Origin of the sequence: Escherichia sp. MR (genome assembly GCF_005280595.1) — a bacterium.
Taxonomy (GTDB): Bacteria; Pseudomonadota; Gammaproteobacteria; order Enterobacterales; family Enterobacteriaceae; genus Escherichia; species Escherichia ruysiae.
Window position 1 is genome coordinate 1 of the sequence record NZ_SZVK01000065.1, and the last position, 17,191, is coordinate 17,191.

A 17,191-nucleotide genomic window follows, 5' to 3' on the forward strand; every position below is an offset into this window, starting at 1 on the left:
GCTGATAGAAACAGAAGCCACTGGAGCACCTCAAAAACACCATCATACACTAAATCAGTAAGTTGGCAGCATCACCTCGCCAGCCATTAATAAAACCGTAGGATTGTACTCTATTTTCTTATAGGTATACCAGATTTATAAAAATGCATCATATGCATAGATATAATCAATGTGAATTATATCTTTATGTCTATTTTTTAAATATATACTTATTATCGAATAGATAAAAAATCCCGGTGTCGTTCCGGGATTTTTATAAGAAATGCGTTTAACGGCGGTTGCCAAAGATCCGCAGCAACATCAGGAACAGGTTGATGAAGTCCAGATACAACGTTAAGGCGCCAAGAATGGAATATTTACGCAGGTTCGACGTGTCGCGGGTATCAATCTGTTCACCCATATTTTTCAGTTTCTGAGTGTCATACGCCGTCAGTCCAACAAAGACAATCACGCCGATGTAAGTGACTGCCCACATTAATGCTTCGCTTTTCAGCCAGAAGTTCACCAGCGAGGCTATGACGATACCAATTAATGCCATAAATAGCATATTGCCGAAGCCACTTAAATCGCGTTTCGTGGTGTAACCATACAGACTCATCGCGCCGAACATCCCGGCGGTGACAACGAAGGTACTGGCAATAGAGGCGGCAGTGTAGACAATGAAAATACTGGAGAGCGTTAAGCCCGTTAGCGCCGAATAAAGCATAAAGAGCATCGTCGTTACGCCCGCGCTGAGTTTTTGAATCATCGCTGATAACACGATAACCAGAGCTAATTGCGCGATTATCAAACCGATTAAGAAGACACGGTTAGTGAATAGCAGCTCCATAACGGCAGCAGAGTTGGCTGCATACCAGGCAACAAATGCGGTCAGTAACAAACCAACTGTCATCCAGCCATAGACTTGCGCCATATAGGTTTGCAAGCCAGCACGGGGTTGTACGATTGAATCTGAACGTGGGAATCTGTCCATGACTTTCTCCTGAAGATATAAGGAATATCTAAAGGATACTGCAAATGATGAGGGTGTGCATCGACGCAGCGTAAACGTATGTCCAGAGCGATGAAATTGCCGGATGCAGCGGTGCCTTATCCGGCCAACAAAAAACTACCAGCGTTTCGCCGCCTGCTGATCGCTCTCCCGGGCTTCAACCCAGCGGTCGCCTTCCGGCGTGACTTCGCGCTTCCAGAACGGTGCGCGGGTTTTGAGATAGTCCATAATAAACTGCCCGGCTTCAAACGCGCTGCTACGATGCGCGCTGGTGACCCCGACAAATACGATTTCATCGCCCGGCCATAATTCGCCAATGCGATGAATCACCGTGACTCTCCCCAGCGACCAGCGGTTACGCGCCTCATCCACGATTTCCGCCAGTGCTTTTTCCGTCATCCCCGGATAGTGTTCGAGGGTTAATGCTTTGACGCTGTCGCCCAGGTTATGGTTGCGCACCTTACCGGTAAACGTGACCACTGCACCATCTTCGTCACGCTCAGCCAGCCACGGGTACTCTTCCCCAACGCTAAAAGGCTGAGATCCGACAACAATTTTGGTTTCTGCCATCTTAACCTCCGGTTACCGGCGGGAAGAAAGCAACTTCGTCGCCGTCAGTCAGCGGATGGTCAAAACTCACCAGCGTCTGGTTGACGGCAGCCAGCAATTTGCCATCTTCCAGCGCCAGCGCCCAGCGATCGCTCTGCGCTGCCAGGTGTTGGCGTAACGCTTCAACGGTTGGGAAATCCGCAGCCACTTCGGTTGCATCTGTTCCCACCAACTCGCGCACCTGGGCGAAAAAAAGAACTTTAATCATCCGCTTCCACCTTAAAATCACCCGACTTGCCGCCGCTCTTCGCCAGCAAACGTACCGGACCAATCACCATATCTTTTTGCACCGCTTTGCACATGTCATAAATGGTCAGCGCCGCCACGGAGGCTGCGGTTAATGCTTCCATTTCGACACCCGTTTTCCCGGTCAGGCGGCAAAGCGTTTCAATTCGTACCCGATTATGTTCCGGCTCAGCCTGTAAATTGACTTCAACTTTGCTGAGCATCAGCGGATGACAAAGCGGGATCAGATCCCAGGTGCGTTTTGCCGCCTGAATACCGGCAATGCGCGCAGTGGCAAATACGTCGCCTTTGTGATGGCGACCATCAATGATCATCGCCAGCGTCTCACTGCGCATGGTGACAAAGGCTTCGGCGCGCGCTTCACGCACAGTTTCCGCTTTGGCGGAGACATCCACCATGTGCGCTTCGCCAGCGGCGTTGATATGGGTCAGTTGCGACATACTTATTTCTTCAAATGTGGATGGAAATTGCACGGACGCGTACGGGCATCCAGCTGCGGGGCGATGATATTTTCCCAGGCGGTGCGGCACGCTTTAGTCGAGCCGGGCATCGCGAAAATCAGCGTTTTGTTAGCAACACCCGCCACCGCCCGAGATTGCAGCGTTGCGGTGCCAATCTCTTCGAACGACAGCATACGGAACACTTCGCCGAAGCCTTCGACTTCACGATCGAACAGCGGCAACAGTGCTTCTGGCGCCTGATCGCCTTCTGTCAGGCCAGTACCACCTGTAATCAGCACCACTTGTACATCGTCACTGGCGATCCACGCAGATACCTGAGCGCGAATGGCGTAGCGGTTTTCTTTGACAATGGCTTTATCGACAACGTGATGGCCTGCTTCCTGCGCCGAGTCGCGCAGATAGTGACCGGAGGTATCGTCTTCTTCACCGCGACGATTAGAAACCGTAAGAATAGCAATACGGGTCGGGATAAATTCAGTGCTTACCTGACTCATCTGATCTCTCCTTTTGACGTTTTAACCGCCAATGTACGATAAGTTTTGCGTAATACCGGTGTTGTTTTGATGCAGGAAATGGGTCTGTTTTTTCTCCCGCAGCGCCGCCGAAATACGCGCTTCCAGCGCCTGTTGCTGGGTATCGTCTTCCAGCAGATCGCGCAGGTTAACGCCGCCTTCACCAAACAGGCAGAGATGGAGTTTACCAATGGAGGAGACGCGCAGGCGGTTGCAGGTGGCGCAGAAGTCTTTTTCATACGGCATGATAAGGCCGATCTCTCCGGCGTAATCCGGATGACAAAAGACTTGTGCGGGGCCGTCGCTGCGTTGACGAAGCTGATGGATCCAGCCGCGACGCAGCAGCTCGTCACGCAGAACCTGACCAGAAATATGGTGCTTGCGGAAGAGTTCGCTGCCCTCGCCCGTTTCCATCAGTTCGATAAAACGCAGCTGAATGGGGCGATGCTGGATCCAGTTCAGAAAGGTGTCGAGTTGATGATGATTGACATCCCGCATCAGCACGGTATTGACTTTAACCTTCTCAAACCCGGCTTCAAATGCAGCATCGATGCCTGCCATTACCTGGTTGAATTTATCCTGCCCGGTAATGGCATGAAACTGACGGGCGTCGAGGCTATCAACGCTGACGTTAATGCCCGTCAGGCCTGCATCGCGCCAGTTCGCGACATCGCGTTCCAGGCGATAACCATTGGTGGTGACCGCAATCTGGCGAATAGCGTCGTTTTCCCGCACAGCGGCGATGATATCGGTAAAGTCGCGACGTAAAGACGGCTCGCCGCCTGTCAGACGCACTTTTTCGGTGCCCAGACTGGCGAAGGCGCGAGTAACCCGACGAATTTCATCGACGGTCAGGAAGCCTTTATTAGTGACGCCGCTCGGCTTGTAGCCATCCGGCAGGCAGTAGGTGCAACGAAAGTTACACACATCGGTAATCGACAGGCGCAAGTAGTAAAACTTACGCGCAAATGCATCAGTTAGTTGTGAAGCCATGTACACCTTTCCAGATACGGGAGGCGAAGTCATTTCTTCCTTCGCCCTGGTGGCAATCTTTATGAGCATTGTCACGGCCAAAGCACCGTATCAGTTGACCCAGGTGCAGAGGCTAGAGTGTTTAGTGGTTATGCCGATACTAGCGTGTAAATGAGATTTTTACCATTCACACTTTTCGCTATGTAATCATGTATATAGCGTCATGATCGTGCTATTTCCCTACAGAATAAGGGAAAATGATGGTTTTACTTTGATGTACATCATCAGCAATGCAGTGCGTATATCGTCCTTTAGAGGTAGAAAACAATTATTTGTATCCTCAATTTTGGCGGGTTAATTGCTGTTTCCCTGTCAGTTGCGCTACTGTAGCGCGGATAATCTGACTTCAGGAATTTATATGCGCAATCGTACGCTGGCTGACCTTGATCGTGTCGTTGCTCTCGGCGGAGGGCATGGACTGGGACGCGTTCTCTCATCACTTTCGTCTTTGGGTTCTCGTTTAACGGGCATTGTGACCACCACCGATAACGGTGGTTCAACAGGGCGTATTCGCCGCTCAGAAGGCGGTATTGCCTGGGGCGATATGCGCAACTGTCTTAATCAGTTAATTACAGAACCCAGCGTCGCTTCCGCGATGTTTGAATATCGTTTTGGCGGTAATGGCGAGCTTTCCGGGCATAACCTTGGAAACCTGATGTTAAAGGCGCTGGACCACCTTAGCGTGCGGCCTCTGGAAGCCATCAATTTAATTCGTAATCTGCTGAAAGTGGATGCGCATTTGATTCCGATGTCAGAGCATCCCGTTGATCTGATGGCGATTGACGATCAGGGGCATGAAGTTTACGGCGAGGTAAATATTGACCAGTTAACCACGCCGATTCAGGAATTACTGTTAACCCCTAATGTGCCTGCTACGCGTGAAGCTGTACATGCTATCAATGAAGCAGATCTGATTCTTATCGGGCCAGGCAGTTTTTATACCAGCCTGATGCCGATCCTGCTGCTTAAGGAAATGGCGCAGGCATTACGCCGCACGCCAGCACCGATGGTCTATATCGGCAATCTGGGACGTGAACTTAGCCTACCAGCGGCGAATCTGAAACTGGAAAATAAGCTGGCGATTATGGAGCAGTATGTCGGCAAGAAGGTTATTGATGCCGTCGTCGTTGGGCCGAAAGTGGATGTTTCTGCGGTCACCGACAGAATAGTGATTCAGGACGTACTGGAGGCCAGCGATATCCCCTATCGTCATGACCGCCAGTTGTTACATAACGCACTGGAAAAGGCGTTACAGGCGTTGGGTTAACGGAAAACCGGAAGAACATTCCGGCGTCAGATTGCAGACAAAGTGCGCGTTGTTCATGTCGGATGCGGCGTGAACGCCTTATCCGGCCTACAAATCGCGCAAATTCAATATATTGCAGAGTGCATGTAGGCCTGATAAGCGTAGCGCATCAGGCAATTTTACGTTTCTCATCAGCCTCAAACCAGAAGAACATTCCGGCTTTTTCATCTCGTCACGAAGCCGCAATAAACAGCTCACGCAACTGATGCAACTGGTCACGAATTTGCGCCGCCTCTTCGAACTCCAGGTTTTGCGCGTGTTTCATCATCTGCCCTTCCAGTTCATGGATTTTCTGCTGCAACGCTTTTGGCGACATATCCATCGGCACATTATCCGGCTCAACAATCGCGCGCGCTTTCCCTCTGCCCTTGGCTTTGGTTTTAGCAATGTTCTGCCCCAGCGCCAGGATATCGACCACTTTCTTGTTCAGCCCTTGTGGTGTAATGCCATGCTCTTCGTTGTACTTCTGCTGTTTCTCGCGGCGACGTTCGGTTTCACCAATCGCTTTCGCCATTGACGGGGTTATCTTATCGCCGTAGAGAATCGCTTTACCGTTAACGTTACGTGCCGCACGACCAATGGTCTGGATCAACGAACGTTCAGAACGCAGGAAGCCCTCTTTGTCGGCGTCGAGGATTGCCACCAGCGACACTTCCGGCATATCCAGACCTTCGCGCAGTAAGTTGATGCCAACCAGCACATCGAACTCGCCCAGACGCAAGTCGCGGATGATTTCCATACGTTCAACGGTATCAATGTCGGAGTGAAGATAACGCACGCGCTCGCCGTGTTCTTCGAGATATTCGGTGAGGTCTTCCGCCATCCGCTTGGTCAGCGTCGTCACCAGAACGCGTTCGTTAATTGCCGCTCGCTGACGAATCTCCGAAAGAAGATCATCGACCTGGGTCGCTACCGGACGCACTTCGATAATCGGATCAAGCAATCCGGTTGGACGCACCACCTGATCCACCACGTCGCCGCCAGATTTCTCCAGCTCGTAATTACCCGGCGTCGCAGAAACATAGATGGTTTGCGGGGCTAATGCTTCGAACTCTTCAAACTTCAGCGGACGGTTATCCAGCGCCGATGGCAGGCGGAAACCATACTCCACCAGCGTTTCTTTACGCGCCCGGTCGCCGCGATACATACCGCCTATCTGCGGAATGGTGACGTGTGATTCATCAACCACCAGCAGCCCATCGGCAGGCAGGTAATCAAACAGCGTCGGCGGTGGCTCGCCAGGCCCACGCCCGGAAAGAAAGCGAGAATAGTTTTCGATGCCCGAGCAATATCCCAGCTCATTCATCATCTCCAGATCAAACTGGGTACGCTGGGTCAGCCGCTGCTCTTCCAGCAACTTGTTATTTGCCAGCAGTACCTTGCGCCGATCCGCCAGTTCTTCTTTAATCTCTTCCATCGCCTGCACAATGCGCTCGCGCGGCGTAACATAGTGCGTTTTCGGGTAGATGGTATAACGCGCAATGGTCGAGATAATCTGCCCGGTTAGTGGGTCGAAAAGCGAGAGCCGTTCCACTTCTTCGTCGAACAATTCTACACGTAGCGCAACGTCGTCGGACTCTGCCGGGAAGATGTCGATCACCTCACCCCGCACGCGAAAAGTGCCGCGCTGGAATGCCTGGTCGTTGCGGGTGTATTGCAACTCCGCCAGGCGACGCAGGATCGCGCGCTGATCGATAATCATACCGACCGTGAGGTGCAGCATCATCTTGAGATATAAATCAGGATCGCCCAGACCATAAATTGCGGAAACTGACGCTACGACAATGACATCTCGCCGCTCCAGCAACGCTTTGGTTGCTGAAAGTCGCATCTGTTCGATATGTTCGTTTACTGAGGCATCTTTCTCAATAAACGTATCTGAACTCGGAACATAGGCTTCTGGCTGATAGTAATCGTAATAGGAGACGAAATACTCCACCGCGTTTTCCGGGAAGAACTCTTTCATCTCACCATATAGTTGCGCTGCCAGCGTTTTGTTGGGCGCCAGCACCATGGTTGGGCGTTGCAGGTCAGCGATGACATTAGCAATAGTGAAGGTTTTCCCCGACCCCGTCACGCCAAGCAGAGTCTGATGCGCGAGGCCATCCTCCAGCCCCTCTTTGAGGCGTCGAATCGCCTCCGGCTGATCGCCAGAAGGTTTAAACGCGGAATTCAGTTTGAATGGTTTACTCATGAGTTGCTACCTGAAGGAATGGGCGGGCAGGTGTGTAATTTTACTCGTCATGATTAATAATGCCAATAAATTATACTGGATAAAAAAACAGTCTCACACCACTACATTTCTGTTACGCCGTAAACTAAGGTCTAAACCGTAGGCAAAATTGACGCTGTGACGAGATAAAACTCTGGTCTGCAGGGTTATCCCCAGAGCAATGGCTTTTTTAACATTTGTCAAGATGGCTGATGACGGATTTATTGCAGGAGATAACACTTTCCTGACAGCCATTGCATTTATCTAACAGATTGAAAAATAAAAAATATTTATTTAAGCCGTCTTTAGCGCCAATTTGCGTGCAAGCCGCGTATTCTCTCGCTTACCTTACGTTTTCTAACTCTAATGCACATGGTTATCCACAGGAATAGTGGATAACTGCCTGCAGCCCCTATGTCCAGCCGCCTGGGCAATTCCCATACTAATCGTATAATGCCGGGGTAAAATTTTTTTCGCGATTTTTTTAGCATTTGGTTGGTTAAATTACGGGCGACCGAAGACGCGATCTCGCTCGCAATTCAACCAATTTTTTTGCTACTTCAGTGATGTGAGATTTATATATTTTCCGGTTAGCGCACTTTCTGGATTTTCCTGAAGCCAGGGAATTTCCCCCAGCAGCGGCGCGGGGATCATTCGGGTGAGCGTAGCCATATATTCACTGTGGCGTTTACCCTGCGGCGTGACATCGTTCGCCACCCAGCCTGCGAGTGTTAGCCCTGCCTGCTGTACTGCCTGTGCTGTCAGCATTGCATGATTGATGCAGCCCAGTTTTACCCCAACGACCAGAATCACCGGCAGTTGTTCCTGCGTTACCCAATCTGCAAACATGAAGGAATCCGAAAGCGGCGTAAACCAGCCGCCAGCGCCTTCCACTAACACCCAGTCAGCCTGTTGTTCAAGCACGCGTAATCCGGCGCTCATTACCAATGATTCTATCGGCCTGCCCTCTTGCGCGCTGATGATGTGCGGCGAAGTGGGTTCTGCGAAGGTATAAGGATTTACCGTTGCGTAATCCAGCTGCAGGCTGCTGTTGCGCTGTAACGCCAGCGCGTCGCTGTTACGTAAGCCTTCCGGGGTATTTTCGCTGCCAGAGGCCACCGGTTTATAACCTGCCGTCCGATAACCTGCTGCCTTCGCGGCCTGCAACAGTGCGCAACTGGCAACGGTTTTACCCACTTCGGTGTCCGTTCCGGTGACAAAATAGCGTTTACTCACGAGTAATTACTCCCAAAAAAAGATAATAAGTCAGGGGATATCGCCCCTGTTGTTGCGGCCAGGCCAGTTGCAGTTGTTGTAACTGTGAACGGGTTAATACTCGCTGATCGCGCCCTGCGTGAAGATGCGTTGCGCCAATGCCTTTCAGCGAACGCATGGCACTGAGCGCATCATCAAACCACAGCGTGACAGGCTGCATATTATGTTGATAACGAAAACCTTTTAGCGCCTGTTCAATATCTGCTGACGGTAAAAAGCGATTGACATGGGGGCGTTCGTCTACTGCTTGCCACGCCTGATGCAGTTCGGGTAACGAACCCTGCGCCAGCGTGGTAAACGCCACTACGCCGCCGGGGCGTACTACGCGGCAAAGCTCACCTAATGCCGTGGATAAATTACCGCACCACTGCACCGCGAGATTGCTCCATGCAAGATCGAACGTCGCAGTCGCTAACGGCAGGGATTCGATATCCCCCGCCAGATAATGATCTGCGGCATCCTTCTGGCGTGCCTGGGCAAGCATTGGCGGCGAGAGATCTAACGCCATCACCTGCTCGCTGCGCTCGCGCCAGTGGCGGCTCATCCAGCCAGGTCCACAGCCAGCATCCAGCACTCGGGCGTATTTGCGTTGCGGGAGCATTGCCAGCAAGGCATCGGCGCTCTGACGCTGTAACTCTGCGTGTTGCTCATACTGTGAGGCAGCCCGACCAAATGCCGCTGCAATGGCTTGTTTATTAACCGTTGCCATGCAGCACCTCCAGCAGACGGTCGATATCCTGCGTTTCATGAGCTGCGGTTAAGGTCAGGCGCAGTCGCGCAGTGCCAGCGGGTACGGTTGGCGGGCGAATCGCCGTGACCCAGCAGCCTTGCTGGCGCAGTTTTTCTGCTAGTTGTAACGCACGGCTGTTGTCACCGACGATCAATGGTTGGATGGCGCTGCATGAATCCGCAAGCGTAAACGGCAAATCCTGTACTCCGGCACGAAAACGCGTAATGAGTGCTGCCAGTTTTGCGCGTCGCGCGTCACCTTCTTCACTGCGAATGACCGCCAGCGACGCACGTAATGCCTGCGCCTGAGCGGGCGGCATACTGGTGCTATAGATAAGATGGCGGGCAAATTGCAGCAGATAATCCGCCACAGTTTCAGAGCAAAGCACCGCCGCACCGCTGACACCAAATCCTTTGCCAAACGTAACCACCAGCAATTCTGGTTTTACCTTTTGCAGCCAGCAGCTGCCGCGCCCCTGCTCCCCGATAACGCCCGTACCGTGGGCATCGTCGACCATCAACCAGCCATTGTGCTGCTGCGTCTCACGGTGGATTTCCGTCAGCGGCGCACTATCGCCGTCCATACTGAATACGCCTTCTGTCACCACCAGTCGCAACCCTGGACAGGAGGAAGCAAGCAGGCGCGCCAGATGAGCGACATCGTTATGAGCAAAACGGCGAAGCTGCGCCGGACTTAAACTGGCCGCTTCCTGCAAGGAGGCGTGGCTAAGCCGGTCGGCAACGATGCGGTCATCTTTCGCCATCATCGCGGCAATGACCGCCTGATTAGCGGCAAAACCAGAGATAAACAGCAGTGCCCGAGAATAGCCCAGCCACTCGGCCAGTTCTTCTTCCAGCGCCTGATGCGCCACGCTATAACCGCTGACGTGACCGGAACCGCCACTACCGACGCCAAATTGCTCCGCCCCCTGCTGCCAGGCACGGATAATTTGCGGATGATGGCTTAAACCTAAGTAATCGTTACTGGAAAAGTTCAGATACTGCCGTTCGTCCGCCACCAGCCAGCGTCCGGCGCCTTGTGCCACCGGATAACGGCAACGCAGGGCATCGGCAGCACGCCGCGCATCGAGTGCCGCGTTAATCTTCTCCTGCCAGGTCATAGGGCTGCCGCGTTGTAGTATTCGTCGGTGTCCGGGGTCATCAGCGCCTGTTCCAGACGTTGCTGTTGTTCGTTATCGCCCGCCAGAACGGCGGTTTGTTGCGGATTCAGCCCCAGTTTGCGGAACAGTTGCAGGTCTTTATCTTCTTCCGGATTCGGCGTGGTCAGCAGTTTGCAACCGTAGAAAATCGAGTTAGCTCCGGCCATAAAGCACATCGCCTGAGTCTGTTCGTTCATCTGCTCGCGTCCGGCAGAAAGGCGCACATAAGAGGTCGGCATCAGGATCCGCGCCACCGCAATGGTGCGAATAAAATCAAAGGCATCGACATCATCATTATCCGCCAGCGGCGTGCCTTTCACCTTCACCAGCATGTTGATTGGCACGCTTTCAGGCGGCGTCGGCAGGTTTGCCAGTTGCAGCAATAATCCGGCGCGATCTTTTACCGTTTCGCCTAAGCCCACAATGCCACCTGAGCAGACTTTGATCCCGGCATCGCGCACTTTTTCCAGCGTATCGAGGCGTTCCTGATAGGTGCGCGTGGTGATGATATTGCCGTAAAACTCCGGCGAGGTGTCGAGGTTGTGGTTGTAGTAATCCAGCCCGGCATTCGCGAGGCGCTGCGCCTGGGATTCACTTAATGTCCCCAGCGTCATACACGCCTCGAGGCCCATCGCTTTTACCCCTTGCACCATCTGCTCCAGGTACGGCATATCGCGTTCGTGGGGATTCTTCCACGCCGCGCCCATACAAAAACGCGTCGATCCCGCCGCTTTCGCTTTGCGCGCCGACTCCAGCACCTGTTCAACTTCCATCAACCGCTCGGCTTCCAGCCCGGTTTTGTAGCGCGAGCTTTGCGGGCAGTATTTGCAGTCTTCCGGACAAGCTCCGGTCTTAATCGACAGCAAAGTGCTGACCTGTACCTGACGAGGATCGAAATGCTGACGATGCACCTGCTGCGCTTCAAACAGCAGATCCAGCAACGGTTTTTCAAATAATTCTGTGACTTGCGACAATGTCCAGCGTGGGCGGTGAGCCATGGGGCTTCTCCAAAACGTGTTTTTTGTTGTTAATTCGGTGTAGACTTGTAAACCTAAATCTTTTCATTTTGGTTTACAAGTCGATTATGACAATGGACGATCTTACCTTTGACCAACGCCATATCTGGCACCCGTACACATCCATGACCTCCCCGCTGCCGGTTTATCCGGTGGCGAGCGCGGAAGGTTGCGAGCTGATTTTGTCTGACGGCAGACGCCTGGTTGACGGTATGTCGTCCTGGTGGGCGGCGATCCACGGCTACAATCACCCGCAGCTTAATGCGGCGATGAAGTCGCAAATTGATGCCATGTCGCATGTGATGTTTGGCGGTATCACCCATGCGCCCGCCATCGAGCTATGCCGCAAACTGGTGGCAATGACGCCGCAACCGCTGGAGTGCGTTTTTCTCGCGGACTCCGGCTCCGTAGCGGTAGAAGTGGCGATGAAGATGGCGTTGCAGTACTGGCAGGCCAAAGGCGAAGCACGTCAGCGTTTTCTGACCTTCCGCAATGGTTATCATGGCGATACTTTTGGCGCGATGTCGGTATGCGATCCTGACAACTCTATGCACAGCCTGTGGAAAGGCTATCTGCCAGAAAACTTGTTTGCTCCAGCCCCGCAAAGCCGCATGGACGGCGAATGGGATGAGCGCGATATGGTGGGCTTTGCGCGCCTGATGGCGGCGCATCGCCATGAAATCGCTGCGGTGATTATTGAGCCGATTGTCCAGGGCGCAGGCGGGATGCGCATCTACCATCCGGAATGGTTAAAACGAATCCGCAAAATGTGCGATCGTGAAGGTATCTTGCTGATTGCTGACGAAATCGCCACCGGATTTGGTCGAACCGGCAAACTGTTTGCCTGTGAACATGCGGGGATTGCGCCGGACATTTTATGCCTCGGTAAAGCCTTAACCGGCGGCACGATGACCCTTTCAGCCACGCTCACCACGCGCGAGGTTGCAGAAACCATCAGTAACGGCGAAGCCGGCTGCTTTATGCACGGGCCAACTTTTATGGGCAATCCGCTGGCCTGCGCGGCAGCGAACGCCAGCCTGACGATTATTGAATCCGGTAAATGGCACCAGCAGGTGGCAAATATTGAAGCGCAACTACGTGAGCAACTGACCCCAGCCCGTGACGCCGAAATGGTTGCCGATGTGCGCGTGCTGGGGGCAATTGGCGTAGTCGAAACCACTCGTCCGGTGAATATGGCAGCACTGCAAAAATTCTTTGTCGAGCAGGGTGTGTGGATACGGCCTTTTGGCAAGCTGATTTACCTGATGCCGCCCTATATTATTCGCCCGGAACAGTTGCAGCGCCTGACCGCAGCGGTAAATCGCGCCGTACTGGATGAAACATTTTTTTGCCAATAACGGGAAGTCAGCGTGAGGGTTTCTGGCTACACTTTCTGCAAACAAGAAAGGAGGGTTCATGAAACTCATCAGTAACGATCTGCGCGATGGCGATAAGCTGCCGCATCGTCATGTCTTTAACGGCATGGGTTACGATGGCGATAATATTTCGCCACATCTGGCGTGGGATGATGTTCCTGCGGGAACGAAAAGTTTTGTTGTCACCTGCTACGACCCGGATGCGCCAACCGGCTCCGGCTGGTGGCACTGGGTAGTTGTTAACTTACCCGCTGATACCCGTGTATTGCCGCAAGGATTTGGCTCTGGTCTGGTAGCAATCCCTGATGGCGTGCTCCAGACACGCACCGATTTTGGTAAAACCGGGTACGATGGCGCAGCACCGCCGAAAGGCGAAACTCATCGCTACATTTTTACTGTTCACGCGCTGAATGTAGAACGTATTGATGTCGATGAAGGTGCCAGCGGCGCGATGGTCGGTTTTAACGTTCATTTCCACTCTCTCGCCAGCGCATCAATTACCGCGATGTTCAGTTAAATGTTCTGTCAGATGGTGCAAGGCCATCTGACATCACTTAAAGGTATTAAAAACAACTTTTTGTCTTTTTACCTTCCCGTTTCGCTCAAGTTAGTATAAAAAAGCAGGCTTCAACGGATTCATTTTTCCATTTCAAAGCCCGGAGCAACCTGTGAACACATTTTCAGTTTCCCGTCTGGCGCTGGCACTGGCTTTTGGCGTGACGCTGACCGCCTGTAGCTCAACACCGCCCGATCAACGCCCTTCCGATCAAGTAGCACCTGGTACGTCTTCTCGCCCGATTCTGTCGGCAAAAGAAGCGCAGAATTTCGATGCTCAACACTATTTTGCCTCCCTGACGCCAGGTGCTGCAGCATGGAATCCTTCCCCGATTACCCTGCCTGCGCAACCTGACTTTGTTGTCGGCACGGCGGGTACTCAAGGTGTAACGCATACCACGATTCAGGCGGCGGTAGATGCGGCAATTATCAAGCGTACTAATAAGCGCCAGTATATTGCCGTGATGCCAGGTGAGTATGAAGGTACGGTTTATGTCCCTGCGGCACCGGGCGGAATCACTGTCTACGGCATGGGCGAAAAACCGATTGATGTGAAAATTGGACTTTCCCTTGATGGTGGAATGAGCCCTGCTGACTGGCGTCATGACGTTAACCCACGCGGCAAATATATGCCCGGTAAACCAGCGTGGTATATGTACGATAGTTGCCAGAGCAAACGCAGCAACAGCATCGGCGTTCTCTGTTCTGCGGTCTTCTGGTCACAAAACAATGGCCTGCAACTGCAAAACCTGACCATCGAAAACACTCTGGGCGATAGCGTAGATGCGGGTAACCATCCGGCGGTGGCGTTGCGTACTGATGGCGACAAAGTACAGATCAACAACGTTAACATTCTTGGTCGTCAGAATACCTTCTTTGTCACCAACAGCGGTGTACAAAACCGTCTGGAAACGAATCGTCAGCCGCGTACTCTGGTAACTAATAGCTACATCGAAGGGGATGTGGATATCGTTTCCGGCCGTGGTGCAGTGGTGTTCGATAATACCGAATTCCGCGTGGTGAACTCACGTACTCAGCAAGAAGCGTATGTGTTCGCACCGGCTACGCTGTCCAATATTTACTACGGTTTCCTTGCCGTAAATAGCCGTTTCAATGCCTCCGGTGATGGCGTCGCACAGCTGGGCCGCTCGCTGGATGTTGATGCCAATACCAACGGTCAGGTAGTGATCCGTGATAGCGCCATCAACGAAGGCTTTAACACGGCTAAACCGTGGGCCGACGCGGTGATTTCTAATCGTCCATTTGCGGGTAATACCGGCAGCGTTGATGATAACGACGAAGTACAGCGCAATCTGAATGACACTAACTACAACCGCATGTGGGAATACAATAACCGTGGCGTGGGTAGCAAAGTGGTTGCAGAAGCAAAGAAATAAGCGTTGCTAACTATTTGCCGGATGCGGCGTAAACGCCTTATCCGGCCTACGGGTCGATGCGATTCGTAGGTCGGATAAGATGCGCCAGCATCGCATCCGACAATAAGTGCCGGATGCGACCTACATTCACATGGCGCTTTTTACATCTGACGGTTTTTATTGAAGTTAATCAAACTACCCGCTTTGATAATCTCGCGCTCTTCAGCAGTCAGACTTTCCATATACAGCGTGATTTCCGTAACCGGCGCATCTTCATGGATCACATAACCTTTGAAGGTCGTACCTGGATTATCCAGCGCCGCTTTAATGCCAGGAATATAAATGTAATCCCCCACTTCAAAGTTCGGCACTTCTGCCATTTGCAGCGGTAACATCCCCCAGTTGATGACATTAGAACGGTAACGTTTAGTCGCGTATTCCTCGGCAATATTCGCCAGACCGCCAATCACACGCTGGCAGCTCGCCGCCTGTTCACGCGCAGAACCATCACCTGGTTTGACCGCATAAACCATGCTGCCAATTTCAGTTTGCAGCGGATCAATATGTTCCTGACCAGCAATCTGTTTAATACGGGCAAATACGGATTCCAGCTCGCTGACATTCCCCGCCAGACGTTGATTTTCCAGCTCAGCAGTGGTTTTACTTCTGCCAACATAGCCTGGATCGCGGCGTGACAGGGTAAACTCCGCCAGACCAATCGGATTTGAACGATAAGAAGAGGTTTCACCGGAAGGAATCAATTCGTCGGTAGTGGTCACTTCGTCGAGGATCTTCGAGCACACTTTGAGGACGATATTGTCAGTCAGCGCACCCAATTCCGGCCAGTCTTTGATGTTCGGTCCATAGATCAACGGTTGCTGGGTCGCCCCTTTCACAAAACCCTGATAGACACGATTTTTATACGGCGTCACATCGAAAACGTACTCCGGCACGTTGTCCCAGCAATCCAGCTCGCTGGCAGAGGTTAAATAGCCACCGTTTGCCGCAGTCGCAGCGATAGAACGGGCGTCCATTAATGCAACCGCTGACATCTGCCCATTAGCTGGCTTAGAGCCTTCGCGGTTCGGGAAGTTACGCGTGGTGTGGCGAATACTCAAACCGTTGTTGATTGGCGTATCACCCGCCCCAAAGCATGGGCCGCAGAACGCGGTTCTGATGATTGCGCCTGCGCCAATCAAATCTGCTACCACGCCTTTTTTGGCTAAATCCATAAACACCGGCTGCGATGACGGGTAAACCGCCAGCGAGAAGGTATCATTGCCACAGGATTGACCGCGCAGCGCATTTGCTGCGGCGATAACGTTTTCATAGTTACCGCCAGAACAGCCGGCGATAATCCCCTGTTGTACTTTCAGGCGTCCATTTTCCACTTTATCCAGCAGCGAGAGTCTGGCTTTACCGTGCGCCACGCGCTCGGACTCAATTTCAATCTCACGCAGAATATCGGTCAGGTTCTGGTTCAGCGTGTCGATTTCATACACGTTGCTTGGGTGGAACGGCAGCGCAATCATTGGTTTGATGGCGCTTAGATCAACGCTGATGCAGCCATCGTAGTACGCCATCGGTTGTGGATTAAGCTGGCAGTAATCCTGGCCGCGACCGTGCAGCGCCAGCCAGTTATGGACTTCTTCATCGGTTTGCCAGACGGAACTTAAACAGGTGGTTTCAGTGGTCATCACGTCAACGCTGTTGCGGAAATCGGTAGAGAGCGCAGCAACACCCGGCCCCACGAACTCCATCACTTTATTTTTGACGTAGCCGTTTTTGAACACCGCGCCGATGATCGCCAGCGCCACATCTTGCGGTCCCACATAAGGTGCTGGTTTTCCGGTCAAATGCACCGCAACAACCCCCGGATAGTCGATATCCCAGGTATCATTAAGCAGTTGTTTTACCAGCTCGCCGCCGCCCTCACCGACCGCCATTGTCCCTAATGCACCGTAACGGGTGTGGCTGTCTGAACCGAGGATCATTTTGCCGCCGCCTGCCATCATTTCACGCATATATTGATGGATTACAGCAATATGCGGAGGCACAAAAATACCGCCATAACGCTGCGCTGCCGATAAACCAAAAACATGGTCATCACCGTTAATGGTGCCGCCAACTGCGCACAGTGAGTTATGGCAGTTGGTCAGCACATACGGTAGCGGAAAACGTTCCATACCGGACGCTTTAGCGGTCTGTACAATACCAACAAAGGTAATATCGTGAGAGGCTAATGAATCAAACTTAATTTTGGTAATGACTCCAACTTATTGATAGTGTTTTATGTTCAGATAATGCCCGATGACTTTGTCATGCAGCTCCACCG

16 protein-coding genes, 1 pseudogene and 1 riboswitch are annotated in these 17,191 nt (G+C 52.4%); of the genes and pseudogenes, 4 read left to right on the forward strand and 13 right to left on the reverse strand.

Annotated features, from left to right (window positions below):
* Positions 1 to 268: 268 nt before the first annotated feature.
* The 6 genes from FC814_RS20070 to moaA all read right to left on the reverse strand — a co-directional run bounded on the left by FC814_RS20070 (position 269) and on the right by moaA (position 3,812).
* Positions 269 to 973, reverse strand: a complete 705-nt coding sequence (locus tag FC814_RS20070; RefSeq protein ID WP_000373623.1) for a Bax inhibitor-1/YccA family protein — start codon at positions 971 to 973, stop codon at positions 269 to 271.
* 135 nt (positions 974 to 1,108) lie between these two features.
* Entirely contained in the window at positions 1,109 to 1,561 is a 453-nt protein-coding gene (gene moaE, locus FC814_RS20075) for a molybdopterin synthase catalytic subunit MoaE (RefSeq protein ID WP_137326368.1), read from the reverse strand.
* Between the two features lies 1 nt (position 1,562).
* Entirely contained in the window at positions 1,563 to 1,808 is a 246-nt protein-coding gene (gene moaD, locus FC814_RS20080; protein WP_000598612.1) for a molybdopterin synthase sulfur carrier subunit, read from the reverse strand.
* Entirely contained in the window at positions 1,801 to 2,286 is a 486-nt protein-coding gene (moaC, locus tag FC814_RS20085; RefSeq protein WP_000080885.1) for a cyclic pyranopterin monophosphate synthase MoaC, read from the reverse strand. Before moaC ends, moaD begins: the two co-directional genes overlap by 8 nt.
* A gap of 2 nt (positions 2,287 to 2,288) precedes the next feature.
* Positions 2,289 to 2,801, reverse strand: a complete 513-nt coding sequence (moaB, locus tag FC814_RS20090; protein ID WP_000084634.1) for a molybdenum cofactor biosynthesis protein B — start codon at positions 2,799 to 2,801, stop codon at positions 2,289 to 2,291.
* A 21-nt stretch (positions 2,802 to 2,822) separates the two neighbouring features.
* Positions 2,823 to 3,812, reverse strand: coding sequence for a GTP 3',8-cyclase MoaA (moaA, locus tag FC814_RS20095; protein ID WP_001295301.1), 990 nt, complete (start codon positions 3,810 to 3,812; stop codon positions 2,823 to 2,825).
* Positions 3,800 to 3,944: riboswitch (molybdenum cofactor riboswitch) on the reverse strand. Its footprint overlaps the gene before it by 13 nt.
* Positions 3,945 to 4,209: 265 nt before the next feature.
* On the opposite strand from moaA, the gene yvcK reads away from it, so the two are divergent.
* Positions 4,210 to 5,118: a uridine diphosphate-N-acetylglucosamine-binding protein YvcK gene (yvcK, locus tag FC814_RS20100; protein WP_010347415.1), complete on the forward strand. Its 909-nt coding sequence runs from the start codon at positions 4,210 to 4,212 to the stop codon at positions 5,116 to 5,118.
* 211 nt (positions 5,119 to 5,329) lie between these two features.
* Here the strand turns inward: yvcK and uvrB are convergent, their stop codons facing one another.
* The 5 genes from uvrB to bioB all read right to left on the reverse strand — a co-directional run bounded on the left by uvrB (position 5,330) and on the right by bioB (position 11,531).
* Positions 5,330 to 7,351: an excinuclease ABC subunit UvrB gene (gene uvrB, locus FC814_RS20105; protein ID WP_000042546.1), complete on the reverse strand. Its 2,022-nt coding sequence runs from the start codon at positions 7,349 to 7,351 to the stop codon at positions 5,330 to 5,332.
* A gap of 573 nt (positions 7,352 to 7,924) precedes the next feature.
* Positions 7,925 to 8,605 (reverse strand): dethiobiotin synthase, encoded by a 681-nt coding sequence (gene bioD / locus FC814_RS20110; RefSeq protein ID WP_085460540.1) that lies wholly within the window; start codon positions 8,603 to 8,605, stop codon positions 7,925 to 7,927.
* Entirely contained in the window at positions 8,598 to 9,353 is a 756-nt protein-coding gene (bioC, locus tag FC814_RS20115) for a malonyl-ACP O-methyltransferase BioC (RefSeq protein WP_137326369.1), read from the reverse strand. The genes bioD and bioC overlap by 8 nt, the downstream gene beginning before the upstream one ends.
* Positions 9,340 to 10,494, reverse strand: coding sequence for an 8-amino-7-oxononanoate synthase (bioF, locus tag FC814_RS20120; protein ID WP_137326370.1), 1,155 nt, complete (start codon positions 10,492 to 10,494; stop codon positions 9,340 to 9,342). Before bioF ends, bioC begins: the two co-directional genes overlap by 14 nt.
* Complete coding sequence (gene bioB, locus FC814_RS20125; RefSeq protein ID WP_000951210.1) at positions 10,491 to 11,531, reverse strand: biotin synthase BioB; 1,041 nt, start codon at positions 11,529 to 11,531, stop codon at positions 10,491 to 10,493. Before bioB ends, bioF begins: the two co-directional genes overlap by 4 nt.
* Positions 11,532 to 11,617: 86 nt before the next feature.
* Here bioB and bioA point away from each other — a divergent pair, with 86 nt between their 5' ends.
* From bioA to FC814_RS20140, 3 genes are all read left to right on the forward strand, one after another.
* Positions 11,618 to 12,907 (forward strand): adenosylmethionine--8-amino-7-oxononanoate transaminase, encoded by a 1,290-nt coding sequence (gene bioA / locus FC814_RS20130; protein WP_137326371.1) that lies wholly within the window; start codon positions 11,618 to 11,620, stop codon positions 12,905 to 12,907.
* A 58-nt stretch (positions 12,908 to 12,965) separates the two neighbouring features.
* Positions 12,966 to 13,442, forward strand: a complete 477-nt coding sequence (locus FC814_RS20135) for a kinase inhibitor (protein WP_085460536.1) — start codon at positions 12,966 to 12,968, stop codon at positions 13,440 to 13,442.
* 151 nt (positions 13,443 to 13,593) lie between these two features.
* On the forward strand, positions 13,594 to 14,877 hold the full coding sequence (locus tag FC814_RS20140) for a putative acyl-CoA thioester hydrolase (RefSeq protein WP_105279486.1): 1,284 nt from the start codon (positions 13,594 to 13,596) through the stop codon (positions 14,875 to 14,877).
* Between the two features lie 140 nt (positions 14,878 to 15,017).
* Here the strand turns inward: FC814_RS20140 and FC814_RS20145 are convergent.
* Together FC814_RS20145 and FC814_RS23655 are read right to left on the reverse strand one after the other, a co-directional pair.
* Positions 15,018 to 17,131, reverse strand: a pseudogene (locus tag FC814_RS20145) (hydratase); the annotation flags it as partial.
* Between the two features lies 1 nt (position 17,132).
* Positions 17,133 to 17,189 carry an IS1 family transposase gene (locus FC814_RS23655; RefSeq protein ID WP_003032489.1) on the reverse strand — a complete coding sequence of 19 codons (57 nt, stop codon included), beginning with the start codon at positions 17,187 to 17,189 and terminating at the stop codon, positions 17,133 to 17,135.
* Positions 17,190 to 17,191 lie beyond the last annotated feature (2 nt).